Raw genomic sequence first — 13,552 nt, 5'->3', positions numbered from 1 at the left:
CGGGCGATTGGACGCCCCAGCTGCTTGCATGGGCATGAGCCCATGCGGCGCATCCGAAGCATCCACTCATCCCGATTGCACTCCAATGCGATCTCCAAAGAGACTTTGAACAGGCTCTAAGGGCGGCGGTGGCTCCGGGGCTGTGTTGGTGAGGCTGGCAAGACCTCAGCGTGTGCGGGGCGGGGCGCCAGAAACTAAAATGCCGAGATGCTCCAGCAACGCACCCTCAAGACACTGACCCGGGCCGTAGGCGTCGGGCTGCACAGCGGCCAGCGGGTCGAGTTGACCCTGCGGCCCGCGCAGCCGGACACGGGTATCGTGTTCCGGCGGGTTGACCTGCCCCAGCCCGTGGACATCCCGATCCGGGCTGAAGCGGTGACGGACACGCGGCTGGCGTCCACCATCGCGGTGGGCAATGCCAAGGTACACACGGTGGAGCACCTGATGTCGGCCTGTGCGGGCCTGGGCATCGACAATCTCTATGTGGACATCACTGCGGAAGAGGTGCCCATCCTTGACGGGTCTTCGGCTTCCTTCGTTTTCTTGCTGCAGAGTGCGGGGGTCGAATTGCAGAACGCGCCCAAGCGTTTCATCCGCGTCACCCGGCCTGTGGAAGTGCGCGAGGGCGAGGGCGCCAACGCCAAGTGGGCGCGCCTCACCCCCTACCACGGCTACAAGCTCAGCTTCGAGATCGACTTTGACCACCCTGCGGTGGATTCCACCGGCCAGCGTGTGGAGTTTGACCTGGGGGCGGGCAACTACAGCCGTGACATTGCCCGCGCACGCACCTTTGGCTTCACCCGCGACGTCGAAATGATGCGCTCCAACGGCCTGGCGCTGGGCGGGGGCTTGGACAACGCCATCGTGATGGACGACTACAAGGTGCTCAACAGCGACGGCCTGCGCTACGACGACGAGTTCGTGAAGCACAAGATCCTGGACGCCATGGGCGATTTGTACCTGATTGGGAAACCGCTGCTGGCTGCGTACAGCGCGTTCCGTTCGGGCCATGCCATGAACAACCTGCTGCTGCGCGAGCTGCTGGCCCAGCGCGATGCCTGGGAAGTGGTCACCTTCGAGGACGAGCGCCAGGCTCCAAGCGGCTTTGTGCAGCCCGCGCGCGCCTGGTAGCGATGAAGCACTCCCTGAGTCGCTTCGCGCCTTCCTCCTCTCTCGTTGCGGGAGGGGAACAACGCCGTCGCTGCGAGGCGCCTCTTGCTGGGCATCCCTGGCCCATGCCGCGTCAGTTTTCAAGGCGCGGGGGATTCGTGAAATGCTGATCTTCCGCTGGCTGGCCATGCTGCTGCTTCTGGCGGCTGCCGTGTCGTTTGCGTTTTATGCGGGCACCGGCCAGGCGCGCTACAAGCGCCTGGGGCTCGTCATCCTCAAATGGACGGTGATCGCAGCCGTCTTCTTCTTTGCGGTGATCCTCATCGGCCGTTTGGCCTGACCGTACGGCCGAAGTGCGGCTGGGGCCTCTTTTTCTTCTGGCCTATACTCGCGCCTGCTCCGGGGTGTGCGTAAGCGCTGAGATGCGAGGCGGCTGAAGAAATTCGGCAGGCCTCGCGAACCCGACGAACTTGATCCGGTTCATACCGGCGGAAGAAGAGCCGACCTCCTTGTCTCCGTGCCCGCAGTCCCTGCTGGCACGCCATGCCTCAGGTGCCGCCGCACCCGAGGGGCGCACAGGTCCATTCCGGAGCAGCACCTACCGCCACCGGAACCAGGAGACCTGCCCATGAACGCCCCCGACCCCCACGCCAAGCTGGCCACCCCCGAGAAGTTCGCCGAGTTGCTCGCACGCACGCGCGAACCCTTTCCTGCATCGCGCAAGGCCTACCTGCCCGGCCACCTGCACACCAGTCTGCGCGTGCCCGTGCGCGACATTGCGCTGACCAATGGCGAACTGGTCAGCGTGTACGACACCTCCGGCCCGTATACCGACCCCGAGGCTGCGATCGATGTGCGCAAGGGCCTGTCCAGCGTGCGAGGTGGCTGGATCACCGGCCGTGGTGATGTGGAGCACTACGAAGGCCGCGCGCCTGTGGCGCTGGACGACGGCCAAAAGAGCGAAGACGCCACCCGCCTGGCCCAGCTGCGCGCCGAGGCCGCCGCGCTGCAGCGCAAGCCTCTGCGGGCCAAAAGTGGTGCCAATGTGACGCAGATGCACTACGCCCGCAAAGGCATCATCACCCCCGAGATGGAATACGTGGCCATTCGCGAAAACGGCAAGCGCGAGTGGATGGAGCAGTACATGGCCGACGCTGGCCGTGAGCAGCGCCTGATGGGCAACCCCCTGGGGGCCAGCATCCCGCGCATCATCACCCCCGAGTTCGTGCGCGACGAAGTGGCCCGGGGCCGCGCCATCATCCCCGCCAACATCAACCACCCCGAGGTGGAGCCGATGGCGATTGGCCGCAACTTTCTGGTCAAGATCAACGCCAACATCGGCAACTCGGCCGTCACGTCGAGCATTGAGGAAGAAGTGGAAAAGCTCGTGTGGGCGATCCGCTGGGGCGCTGACAACGTGATGGACCTGTCGACCGGCAAGAACATCCACACCACGCGCGACTGGATCGTGCGCAACAGCCCGGTGCCCATTGGCACCGTGCCGATCTACCAGGCGCTGGAGAAGGTGGGTGGCGTGGCCGAAGACCTGACCTGGGAAATCTTCCGCGACACGCTCATCGAGCAGGCCGAGCAGGGTGTGGACTACTTCACCATCCACGCGGGTGTGCGCCTGGCCTACATCCACCTCACGGCCAACCGCCGAACGGGCATCGTCTCGCGCGGGGGCTCCATCATGGCCAAGTGGTGCATGACGCACCACCGAGAGAGCTTCCTGTACGAGCACTTCGAGGACATCTGCGACATCATGAAGGCATACGACGTGTCGTTCAGCCTGGGTGATGGCCTGCGCCCCGGCTGCGCTTCAGACGCCAACGACGAAGCCCAGTTTGCCGAGCTGCACACGCTGGGCGAGCTCACGCAGGTCGCCTGGAAACACGACGTGCAGACCATGATCGAAGGCCCCGGCCATGTGCCCATGCACATGATCCAGGCCAACATGACCGAGCAGCTCAAGACCTGCCACGAGGCGCCTTTCTACACCCTGGGCCCGCTGACGATCGACATCGCACCCGGCTACGACCACATTGCCTCGGCCATCGGCGCGGCCATGATCGGCTGGATGGGCACGGCCATGCTGTGCTACGTGACGCCCAAGGAACACTTGGGCCTGCCTGACCGCGACGACGTGAAGCAAGGGATCATTGCCTACAAGATCGCCGCCCACGCTGCCGATGTGGCCAAGGGACACCCGGGCGCCCGCTCGCGCGACGACGCGCTGAGCCAAGCGCGTTTCGACTTCCGCTGGCAAGACCAGTTCAACCTGGGCCTGGACCCGGAGACCGCCAAGGAATACCACGACGAAACCCTGCCCAAGGACTCGGCCAAGGTGGCGCATTTCTGCTCGATGTGTGGACCGAAGTTCTGCTCGATGAAGATCACGCAGGAAGTGCGCGACTTTGCTGCGCAAAAAGGCATGGCGGAGGCGGATGCCCTGGCCCAGGGCATGGAGACCAAGGCGGTGGAATTCCAGCGCCTGGGCGGGCAGCTCTACATTCCTGTAACACCGGCTGCATAAGCCCGCCTACTACCCCCGGGGATTCCCTGCACCAGGGCCCGGGGCCGTGCTTACCCTGTGCGGCAGACGACAGCGCTCGCTCTATAGTCCCGCCCACCCCCCGGTTCAGAAGATCGGGAGGATGGTGTGTGGCACTAAATTTGCTATGCTGAGTTGTCTGTTAAAAAATGTAAGGAAGAGCCATGAATGCTCTCGGCCGCTTCTCCATCCGCACGCGCCTTTACTTCGGGACCGTTTTTTCCCTGATTCTTCTTGTTGTCATTGGCGCCATGGGTTATGTGGCGCTGGACCGCACGCGCGGCACGCTGCAGGTGCTGTTCTCGCAGCGAGTGCAGACCCTCACGGACATGTCGGATCTGCGCACCACGCTGGGGGACCTGCGCCGGACCGAAAAAGACATCATCATCAATTTCAACAACTCGGTGGAGGTCTCGGCCTTGCGCGAGTCCTGGGCCAAGACCCTGGCCGCCCTGCGCAAGAGCCTTGCCGATGTGCGCCAGGTCCAGTCGGGCGACACGGAGTTCGTCGCGTCCATCGATAAATCCCTGGACGAGATCAAGCAGTACGAAACTGGCATCTCGCCGATCTTCGAGCAGATCGAGCGTGCCCAGCTCGATGGTGCAGGCGGTGGTGCCTACGCAGACCGCCTGAAAGTGCACATGGAGGCCACCGACAAGCTGTTCTCCAGCCTGTCCGCCACGGCCCGTGCGCGGATGGATGAAGCCCGCGAAGGTGTGGAGTCGCGCACCTCCACGATGTCTGCCCTCATTGGCATCGGGTTGCTGCTTGGGCTGGCGGTACTGATTCCGCTCACGTTCTTCAGCGTGCGCTCCATCACCCGGTCCCTGGGCCAGGCGCAGGAGCTTGCCGACCGCATTGCCAGTGGCGATTTATCGCGGGACGTGGCTGCCATGAACCAGGATGAGGTCGGCCAGCTGGTTTCGGCCATGGGCCGCATGCAGGAGGCCCTGCGTGGCCTGGTGCGCCAGGTGCAGGACTCGGCAGGCAACATCACCACCGCCAGCTCCGAGATCGCCAGCGGCAACCACGACCTGAGCCACCGCACCGAGCAGACAGCGGCCAACCTGGAGGAAACCGCCTCGTCCATGGAGCTGTTGACCAGCACCGTGCAGCAAAGCGCGCAGTCCTCCCGCCAGGCCAGCGACTTCGCCTCGTCGGCCGCCGAAGTGGCCGCGCGTGGCGGTGCCGTGGTGTCGCAGGTGGTCACCACCATGGACCAGATCACCACCAGCTCGCGCAAGATCGCCGACATCACGGGCGTGATCGACTCCATTGCATTCCAGACCAACATCCTCGCGCTCAACGCCGCCGTCGAGGCCGCGCGCGCCGGTGAACAGGGCCGGGGTTTTGCCGTGGTGGCGAGCGAGGTGCGCAACCTCGCGCAGCGCAGTGCCGAGGCGGCCAAGGAGATCAAGGGCCTGATCGGTTCGTCGGTGGAACGCGTCGAAGACGGCTCGCGCCTGGTCAGCCAGGCCGGGCAGACCATGACCGAGATCGTCAGCAGCGTGCGCCGGGTGTCCGACATCATTGCGGAGATCACCGCCTCGTCGGCCGAGCAAAGCGACAACATCGGCCAGATCAGCCAGGCCGTGGGCCAGCTCGACCAGATGACGCAGCAGAACGCCGCGCTGGTGGAAGAGTCCACCGCTGCTTCCGAGTCGCTGCGCGAACAGGCCCTGCACCTGAGCAGCGCGGTCAGTCAGTTCAAGCTGCAGGACGGCGGTGTTTCCACACCATCGGCCTTCAGCGCGGCAGCAGCAGCGCCCTCTGCACCAGCCGTGGCCCAGGCGCCGCGCCGGCCCGCGCTGCGGATACGGTAGTTTTAGGTATTTTTGGCAGCTGGCGCTTGTCCATCAAGCGCTGGTAGCTATCAAAATAATAGTAAATGGTGGCTTGCCATGGTTTTGCGCAACCCCACAGCGCTTGCAACTGGCGCGCCCCAGGCCAGTGCACCCGTGGAGCTGGTTTTGCCAGGCCACCGGCTACGTCGCCCTTCGGGGGAGGTCGCGCCGCGGCTCAGGGGGTATCTCAGTCCCTGGTTACCCGCAGCACTTCTTCACGGCTGGTAATGCCCGCGGCAATCAGCCGCTCGCCATCGTCGCGCATCAGGGCCATGCCACCCGCCAGCGCCGCAGTGCGAATGTCGGCTTCGGACGCCTGGTTGTGGATCTGCGCGCGGATCGCGTCCGTGGTCACCAGCAGCTCGAACACGCCGGTGCGGCCCGTGTAGCCCGTCTGGCCGCAGTGATCGCACCCGCTGCCCTGGCAATGGCTGCAGTACTTGCGCACCAGGCGCTGCGCTAGCACCCCCAGCAGCGAGGACGACAGCAGGAAGGGCTCCACCCCCATGTCGGTCAGGCGCGTCACGGCGCTGGCCGCGTCGTTGGTGTGCAGCGTGGCCAGCACCAAATGGCCCGTCAGTGAGGCCTGGATGGCGATCTGCGCGGTCTCGAAGTCGCGGATTTCACCGATCATGATGATGTCCGGGTCCTGCCGCAGGATGGCGCGCAGGGCCTTCGCAAAGGTCAGCTCGATCTTGCTGTTGACCTGCGTCTGCCCCACGCCCGGCAGCTCGTACTCGATCGGGTCTTCCACCGTCATGATGTTGTTGCGCGTGGCGTCCAGGCGCCCCAGGCCCGCGTACAGCGTGGTCGTCTTGCCCGAGCCCGTGGGCCCGGTCACCAGGATGATGCCGTGCGGCTGCGAGATGAGGCCTTCGAAGCGGCGCAAGGTGTCGCCCTGCATGCCCACGGCTTCCAGGCTGAGCTTGCTTTCGCTCTTGTCCAAAAGCCGCAGCACCGCACGTTCGCCGTGGGCGCTGGGCAGCGTGGACACGCGCACGTCGATGGCGCGGGTGCCCAGGCGCAGGCTGATGCGGCCGTCCTGCGGCAGCCGTTTTTCACTGATGTCGAGGTCGGCCATGATCTTCAGGCGCGAGATCAGGGCGGCGTGCAGGGCGCGGTTGGGCTGCACCACCTCGCGCAGCGTGCCGTCCACCCGAAAGCGCACGCTGGAATGGCGCTCGTACGGTTCGATGTGGATGTCGCTTGCTCCGTCGCGCGCGGCCTGCGTGAGCAGGGCATTGAGCATGCGGATGATGGGCGCGTCGCCAGCGGACTCCAGCAAGTCCTCCACGGCGGGCAGTTCCTGCATCATGCGCGAGAGATCGGCATCGCTCTCGACCTCGCTCACAACCGTGGCCGCACTCGATTCGCTGTGCGAATACACGGCACTGATGCGCTGGGCCAGTGCCGGGGCGTCGAGCGGCAGCAGCTGCTGCACGGCGTGCTTGCGCAACACCTCCGACAGCGCCCCCGCGTCAGGGTGGGGGCCATGCCACAGCACCAGGTGGTGGCCGTCGTCCTCCAGCAGCAGCTGGGCGGTACGGGCAAAGGCGTAGGGCAGGGGATGGCGCATGGGTGTGGGTCCCTCAGAGCGCCTGGGGCGAGACCGTGGCGTTGAGTGCCAGACTGCGCACGGTGGCGGCTGCCGCATTGGCAGCGTCTTCGGAGTTGTAGGGGCCGACCCGCACGCGGGTGAGCGTGCCACGGTTGGTGTCTACCGATTGAATGGACAGGGGCAGGGCGGAGCTGCGCAGCTTGGTCATGGCGGTGCGCGACTCCGCGTCCTTGCCGAACACGCCCACATTCACGTAGTACTGCGGTGCCGGGGCCTGTGCCTGGACCGCCGGGGCGGCGGGTGCGCTGCTTTGCGGTGCAGGTGGGGTCGGTGGTGCCACGGGGGCGAGCGGCTGCAGGGGCACCGGCACGGCGGGCTGCACGGACGCAGGACTGGGGGCCGAAGGCGCCCGCTCGGGCAGCGCGGGCAGGATGGGGGCGCCAGAGACCGTGCCCATCATCAGGCTGGGGCCAGGCTGTGTAGTGTGCTGCAAGGCACGGATGGCCTCATAACGGTCCACGACCAATGCGTCGCTGGTGGCGTTGTCACGCACTACGATGGGGCGCAGGAAGATCATCAGATTGGTTTTGCGGCGCGAGCGGTTCTCGCTCTTGAACAGGCTGCCCACCACGGGCAGGTCGCCCATCAGGGGCACCTTGTCCTCGCCCTGCGAGTAGGTGTCCTCCAGCAGGCCGCCGATGACGATGATGCTGCCGTCGTCCACCACCACGTTCGATTCGACCGCACGTTTGCTAGTGGTGGGGCCGGTGGCGTTGGACAGGGTGGATCGGTCGATCTTGGAGATCTCCTGGTAGATCGCCATCTTCACGGTGCCGTTCTCGCCAATTTGCGGGCGCACCTTGAGCATCAGGCCCACGTCCTTGCGCTCCACGGTGTTGAACGGGTTCACGGTGCCACTGTTGCCGGTGTTCGCATACGAGCCCGTGACGAAGGGCACGTTGTCGCCGATGAGGATGCGCGCCTCCTCGTTGTCCAGCGTCATCAGGTTGGGGGTGGAGAGCACATTGGCGTCGCCGCTGTTCTGCAGGAAGTTGGCCAGCGCGCCCAGGTAGTACTGGCCGTTGACGCGCGGCGCTAGCGCCAGATTCATGCCGCCGCCCAGCCCGGTGGCTGCTGTGGCGATACTGGTGGCGCTGCCTGACGCGAGCGCGGCCGTCAACCCCAGGATGTTGGCGCCGGCCGCACCGGAGTTGGTGCCGATCACGCCCACGGTGCCATCGCCCTGCTTGCCCAGGATGCCCTGCCACTGGATGCCGAACTGGGCCACCTTGTTGGCCGACACTTCCACGATCAGGCTTTCGACCAGCACCTGCGCACGCCGCCCGTCCAGTTTGTCGATGACCGCGCGCAGCTGGCGGTACAGCGGCTCGGGTGCCGTGATGATGAGCGAATTGGTGGTGGGGTCGGCCTGGATCTGGCCGCCCGTGGAGGGCTGGTTGTTGTTGGTGCTGCTGGTGCCCATCGTGTTGCCGCCAGTGCCCAGGCCCCCTGTATTGCTGCCCGACAGCCCGCTGCCCGTGTTCAGGATGCTGCCGCTGTTGCTGCCGCCGCCCAGGCCGCCGCTGGGCGCCGCCGGCGCGGCGCTCGCGCCCGCACTGCCACCACCCGTGTTGCCGCTGCCGCCCATGGCCGCCATGGCCGCGCGCAGCGTGGTGGCCAGCTTGGTGGCGTCGGCGTTCTTCAGGTACACCACATGGATGTTGCCGGTGGATGCGCTGCTGCCGGGTGCGGGGGCCTGGTCGAGCTGGGCTACCAGCGCGCGCACCTGGGCCACGCGGGCCGGGTTGGCGGCCCGCAGGATCAGCGAGTTGCTGCGCGGCTCGGCAATCAGCGTGGTCTTGAACGAGGTGTCGGCCTGCCCCTGTGCGGCGACCGGTGCGGCGCCGCTGCCGCCATCGATCAGGCGCGCCACCAACGGCGCGAGGTCGGTGGCGATGGCGTTGCGCAGCGGAATCACCTCCACGTCGCTGGCGTTGGAGACATCCATGGCCGCCACGATGCGCGCCAGACGCTGCAGGTTGTCGGCGTAGTCGGTGATCACCAGCGAGTTGTTGCCGGGGTTCACGTTGATGGTGTTGTTGGGGCTGATCAGCGGGCGCAGCACCGGCACGAGGTTGGCGGCGTTCTCGAAGTTGAGCTTGAAGATCTGCGTGACGATCTGCCCGCCACCGGGGGCGCTGCCAGAGCTGCCCTGCACCACGCTCACGCTGCCGCCCTGCAGCTTGGCGTCGGCTTCGGGCACCACCTTGTACAGGCCTGCAGCCTCCACCACCGTGAAGCCCTGCAGCCGCAGCGCTGCCAGGAACTGCTGGAAGGCGGCGGCGGGTGTCACGGCGCGTTCGGTGACCAGGTTGAGCTGGCCCTTCACGCGCGGGTCCACCACCACATTGCGGCCCGTGATGGTGGCCATGGTGCGCGCCACGGCTTCGATCTCGGCGTTGGCGAAATTCAGGGTGACGGGCTCGCCGGCGCGCACGCTGCCCGTGCCGGTATCGATGGCGGTTTGGGCAACAATTTGGCCACTGGCGCATGCCAGTAATGCGCTAGCTGCTATTGCTTTAAGAGCAAAACCCAGACGTGGTGACAACAAGGAGTTCATAGGTTCAACCCACGGTGATGATGGAGCGCGCGCCGCTGCGCCGTCCAATGATGTTCAGAAGATTCGACAGGGCTGCTTCGCGCTCGGGGGCGGCACTGGCCTCCCCCGCAAAACGCAGGCGATTGCCCACCCACTGGCCGGAACCATTCAACTGCAGGTGCCCGTCCAGCGTGCTCAGGGTGAGCGTGGGCACCTCGCCGCCCTGCACCGCGAGCCGGTAGCTGCCCATGGGGCGCAGGGTGGACAGGCGGGATGACATGGCCCGGGCATCCAGCTGCACCTGGCCCGCCAGGGACATGCGCCCGGCACTCCACCGAAGGGTGAAGCCGCGGGTCTGCAGCGCCAGCTGGCCCTGGGGCTGCAGGGTGTTCCAGGGCGTGCCCAGCCCGGTCAGCACGGAGGCTGGCCACAGGCTCTCGCCGTCAATCACGGTCAGGCGCGTGCCAGACCAGCCTGCACTCGCTTGCAGCTGCAGTGGTGTGGGGGTGCAGCAACTGGCATGCAGCTGCGCGTGCAGGCCACTCCAGCTGGGGCGAATTCGCCAGTCCAGGCGGCCGGGCAGGGCGGCGCTGTCCTGGCTGGCAGCGCCCCCCGTCAGCACCAGCTGCGCAGAGCCCGTCCAGACCGTACCCCGCGCTTGCAGCAGCTGCACCTGCCCGCCCGTGGCGCTGGCCACGCTTTGCGCCAGCCAGTGCGCTGGCGCAAACGCCACCACGGCGGGCAATACGCCCGCCACGGCGCCGGTCAGCGCCCAGGCCCATGCGCTGCGGGGCGCGCGGGTGACGGGTTTCCGATGTCGTGAGGATGTGGCCACGGGGAGAGGGTGTCGGGTGCCGGTGGGCAGATTCAGGGCTGGGCGGGCGGCAGGGCCAGCACCAGGGTGCCGTCCCAGCGTGGCATCGCAGCGGCCGCGCCGCCCAGGGGGACCGGGGCGTTGGGCGCGGGGCTGGCCCCGGCGGTGCTGCGGGTCAGGCGCGCTTCCACCGGGGCGGCGCGGGCGTTGCTGCGCGCCTGGGCCAGCCACTGGGCCAGCGCGTCGGCGGGGGCGCCCTTGAGCGTGACGGTGGCGCGGTCGCCCACCACGTTGAGCTGGGCCGCATTGCCCAGGCGTTGTGCGAGCGCGGTGCGCAGCGCACCGACGGAATCGCCGCGCGTATTGCGCGGGGCCGACTGCAGCTGCTGCGCCTCGGAGCGCAGGCCTTGCATGCGCTGCAACTGTGTGTCCAGCTCGGCGTGGCGCGCTGGCGCGGCGCGCAGCGTGGACAGGGCCGGTGCCACGGCCAGCCACCACAGCAGGGCGAAGGCGACGAGGCCCCCCGCGGCAAGGACCATGTTTTGCTCACGCGGGGCCAGGGCCTGCCAGCGGGCGCGCAGGGCGGGGGAGGTAATGGTGGTCATGGTGTGCCTTCCGCGCGCAGCAGCAGGCTGCCATCGTCCAGCCGGGCCCGGTAGCCCGCCGCCTGCAGGCGGGCCGAGAGCACGGATTCTTCATCGGGGGCCAGCGTGACACCGCGCAGGCGCAGCTCGCCGGGGGCGTATTCGATGCCCGTGGGCTGGCGGCCGCTGGGCAAGGTTGCTCCTGCGGCAGCGAGCAAGGGCTCCAGGTCACGGGCCGATACGGCACCGGCCGCCTGCCGCAGCTGGGCCAGTTCGCGTTCCATCTGCACCGGGGCGTCCACCACGACCTGCACCTTGGGGAAAGTCTGGGTCAGCGTGGACCGCACGGCTGCCTGTTTGGCGGCCAGCGCCTGGCGCTCCTGCCAGGCCCAGGCATTGAGCCCGATCAGATGGGCCACCACCAGCAGTCCCGCACCCCAGCGCGCCGCGCGCCACTGTGGGGCATTCAGCAGTGCGCTGGCCAGGCTGCCTGCCTTGCGCAGTGCACGGGTGCGGCCTGTGCTGGCCAGATCGAACTGGGCCAGATCCCAGTCGCCGCGTGCGGCGTCCAGCGCCCGCTGGCTGGCGGTGTGCAGTGCCACGCGCTGGCCCAGGGTGCGCTCTGCCAGGGCGGCGACCGCAGGCTCGGCGCGCACCACCGGTGCATTGTCTTCGTCCGTGGCTGCATCCTGGGGCAGCCCGGCACGGGCCAGCATCACGGAGGCAATGGACAGGGGCAACACGGCCACGCCGTGGTCGGCACCCTGCCCAGTCAGCACCACGCAGGCGTCTTCGGGGGTGCCTAGGGCACACAGCTCGGGACGGCCACTGGGGGTGGGGCCGGGGGCGAATTCAGGCACGACACGCGACACGCGGCGGCCAGCGGCTTCCAGGGCCTGCAGGTTTTCGCGCAGCCAGTTGCGGTCGCACACCGCCACCCACACGGGTTCGCCCGCATTGGCATCGGGCTGGATGGCGAAATGCAGTTGTGCTGCGTCGTCGAGCACGCGGTCTTCGAGCAGCCCCTCCAAGGCCGACCTCAGGCGCGGTGTCTGCTGGCCCGCGCCCAATGCCAAGCCAGGCGGCAGTTGCACCCGTTGCCAGGACAGTGCCCGCGCCGGCACCACGGCCACCACTTCGCCGCCAGGGCGTGTGGGTTCGGGCAGCAGCGCGGCCGGGGCGGTGGCGTGGCGAAGGGCGGTGTGGCCGTCCGCCGTCAGCGTGTAGCTGTACTCGGTGGCCGGCCCCGGTCGGGCGGGCGGCAGGAAAAGAATGAGGGTGCTCATGGACAGGTTTTGCGGGCCATTTTAGGGGGCGGGCTTGACGGTGCGGGCCGAACCTGCGGATGTGTTGCAGATGTGTCAGATTTCAGCGCGGTGCCTCCGGCGTGCCGGGGGCAGTTTCGCGGTCAAAAGCACCCCGTTCGCGCCATAGCGTGGTGACCTCGATGCCCTGTTTGCGGACCAGCGATCGCTCGTCCACCATGGCATCGCCCAGGCGCAGGCGGCCGCGCACCTCGAAGTACGAGGAGGCCACGGCATGTGCGCCTTCATTGATGTCGATGCTGGCGCCCAGCAGGTCGCGCACCTCGCTGAGCGTGCGGAAATGCCGGGCTTCGCGGGCTTGCAGCATCTTTTGGGCACTGGCCATGTCCAGGCCGTCGATGGCGGCCAGCAGCACATCGATGTCGGCGGTGTTGAGGTTGACCGGCGCGCGCACGGGCAGCAGCGTCACGTGGGGCGCCAGGCGGGCCACGGTGGTGGGCGCCAGGCCCAGCCAGCCCAATTGGGACATGGTGGGGGGCAAAAGAGGGGCGGTGTTGACGTCGGCGCCGGTGGTGGCCTGCGCGCGCCGCAGAGCGTCGGTGAGCAGGCTCAGTTCCTGCTGCGGAAGTGCCAGGCGCTCGAACAACCGCGTGAACTGCCGCAGCGTCAGGGTTTGCACATTGCCGCCATCGACCAGGTTGGTCAGGTTCAGCCGGCCCTGCATGTCCGAAATCTGCCCCGACAGAAAGGCCTCGGTGGTGTCGGTGGTGGCGTCGTCCACCTGGCTCACGTTCTTGTCGGCCGCGAGAAAGGTGGACAGCCGCGCCTCCTGCAGTGGCACGGCCCAGGGCTCGGCCAGGTGGTCGGCGCCGCCCGAGCGACCGTCTTCACGCAGGATCAGGCGCGACCAGTCGAGCGCGCCGACCAGAATCCAGGTGGACTGCACGCGGCCGCGCTCGGCCGTCTCGACCTCCACCGCGCGCCACTGCTGCCACATGGACGCCGCCGCAAAAGTGGCCACGAGGGTGACGGTGAGCATGGCCAGCAGCAGCGCAGCACCGCGCTCCCTGCGAACCGGGCGCGGCCACGTGTGGAATCCCCCTGAGGCGCTGTGAAACTGGCGCGACCCAGACCAGTGCCACCGTGGAACTGGCTTTGCCAGGCCACGGGTGGCGTCCCCCTGGGGGGAAGCGGCGCAGCTGCTCAGGGGGGGGCTTGTCATTG

Annotated in this window: 10 protein-coding genes and 1 riboswitch; of the genes, 4 read left to right on the top strand and 6 right to left on the bottom strand. The window is 67.5% G+C overall.

The annotated features are described in order from the left end of the window. Positions 1-207: 207 nt before the first annotated feature. The 4 genes from lpxC (at position 208) to ARADN35_RS0111800 (ending at position 5,487) form a co-directional block, all read left to right on the top strand. Entirely contained in the window at positions 208-1,131 is a 924-nt protein-coding gene (gene lpxC, locus ARADN35_RS0111815; RefSeq protein ID WP_010462323.1) for a UDP-3-O-acyl-N-acetylglucosamine deacetylase, read from the top strand. A gap of 142 nt (positions 1,132-1,273) precedes the next feature. Beyond that, positions 1,274-1,450 (top strand): hypothetical protein, encoded by a 177-nt coding sequence (locus ARADN35_RS28280; RefSeq protein WP_010462321.1) that lies wholly within the window; start codon positions 1,274-1,276, stop codon positions 1,448-1,450. 50 nt (positions 1,451-1,500) lie between these two features. Beyond that, positions 1,501-1,624, top strand: a riboswitch (TPP riboswitch). Between the two features lie 141 nt (positions 1,625-1,765). Then, positions 1,766-3,646, top strand: coding sequence for a phosphomethylpyrimidine synthase ThiC (gene thiC, locus ARADN35_RS0111805; RefSeq protein ID WP_029413938.1), 1,881 nt, complete (start codon positions 1,766-1,768; stop codon positions 3,644-3,646). Between the two features lie 182 nt (positions 3,647-3,828). After that, the gene (locus ARADN35_RS0111800; protein ID WP_010462318.1) at positions 3,829-5,487 is read left to right on the top strand and encodes a methyl-accepting chemotaxis protein; all 1,659 of its coding nucleotides are present in this window, start codon (positions 3,829-3,831) and stop codon (positions 5,485-5,487) included. A 208-nt stretch (positions 5,488-5,695) separates the two neighbouring features. On the opposite strand, the gene ARADN35_RS0111795 is transcribed toward ARADN35_RS0111800, so the two are convergent. The 6 genes from ARADN35_RS0111795 to gspK form a co-directional block, all read right to left on the bottom strand. Next, complete coding sequence (locus ARADN35_RS0111795; protein ID WP_010462317.1) at positions 5,696-7,084, bottom strand: GspE/PulE family protein; 1,389 nt, start codon at positions 7,082-7,084, stop codon at positions 5,696-5,698. Between the two features lie 13 nt (positions 7,085-7,097). Further along, positions 7,098-9,686, bottom strand: a complete 2,589-nt coding sequence (gene gspD / locus ARADN35_RS26255) for a type II secretion system secretin GspD (RefSeq protein WP_081474617.1) — start codon at positions 9,684-9,686, stop codon at positions 7,098-7,100. A 4-nt stretch (positions 9,687-9,690) separates the two neighbouring features. Further along, a complete protein-coding gene (gspN, locus tag ARADN35_RS0111785) occupies positions 9,691-10,500 on the bottom strand; it encodes a type II secretion system protein N (protein ID WP_029413937.1) in 810 nt (269 codons plus the stop codon). Between the two features lie 32 nt (positions 10,501-10,532). Next, complete coding sequence (gene gspM, locus ARADN35_RS0111780; RefSeq protein WP_010462311.1) at positions 10,533-11,084, bottom strand: type II secretion system protein GspM; 552 nt, start codon at positions 11,082-11,084, stop codon at positions 10,533-10,535. After that, a complete protein-coding gene (gene gspL, locus ARADN35_RS0111775; RefSeq protein WP_010462309.1) occupies positions 11,081-12,349 on the bottom strand; it encodes a type II secretion system protein GspL in 1,269 nt (422 codons plus the stop codon). Before gspL ends, gspM begins: the two co-directional genes overlap by 4 nt. Before the next feature lie 82 nt (positions 12,350-12,431). After that, the gene (gene gspK / locus ARADN35_RS0111770; RefSeq protein WP_100199420.1) at positions 12,432-13,550 is read right to left on the bottom strand and encodes a type II secretion system minor pseudopilin GspK; all 1,119 of its coding nucleotides are present in this window, start codon (positions 13,548-13,550) and stop codon (positions 12,432-12,434) included. Positions 13,551-13,552: the final 2 nt, after the last annotated feature.

It is taken from the genome of Acidovorax radicis N35 (genome assembly GCF_000204195.1).
GTDB lineage: Bacteria > Pseudomonadota > Gammaproteobacteria > Burkholderiales > Burkholderiaceae_C > Acidovorax > Acidovorax radicis.
This window is presented reverse-complemented; position numbering and strand designations above follow the sequence as displayed.

What these genes read in the sequence shown, in the direction of transcription:
- gspM (WP_010462311.1), bottom strand. Translation starts at nt 11,084, where the DNA reads ATGACCACCATTACCTCCCCCGCCCTGCGCGCCCGCTGGCAGGCCCTG.
- lpxC (WP_010462323.1), top strand. Translation starts at nt 208, where the DNA reads ATGCTCCAGCAACGCACCCTCAAGACACTGACCCGGGCCGTAGGCGTC.
- ARADN35_RS0111795 (WP_010462317.1), bottom strand. Translation starts at nt 7,084, where the DNA reads ATGCGCCATCCCCTGCCCTACGCCTTTGCCCGTACCGCCCAGCTGCTG.
- ARADN35_RS0111800 (WP_010462318.1), top strand. Translation starts at nt 3,829, where the DNA reads ATGAATGCTCTCGGCCGCTTCTCCATCCGCACGCGCCTTTACTTCGGG.
- gspK (WP_100199420.1), bottom strand. Translation starts at nt 13,550, where the DNA reads ATGACAAGCCCCCCCCTGAGCAGCTGCGCCGCTTCCCCCCAGGGGGAC.
- ARADN35_RS28280 (WP_010462321.1), top strand. Translation starts at nt 1,274, where the DNA reads ATGCTGATCTTCCGCTGGCTGGCCATGCTGCTGCTTCTGGCGGCTGCC.
- gspL (WP_010462309.1), bottom strand. Translation starts at nt 12,349, where the DNA reads ATGAGCACCCTCATTCTTTTCCTGCCGCCCGCCCGACCGGGGCCGGCC.
- gspD (WP_081474617.1), bottom strand. Translation starts at nt 9,686, where the DNA reads ATGAACTCCTTGTTGTCACCACGTCTGGGTTTTGCTCTTAAAGCAATA.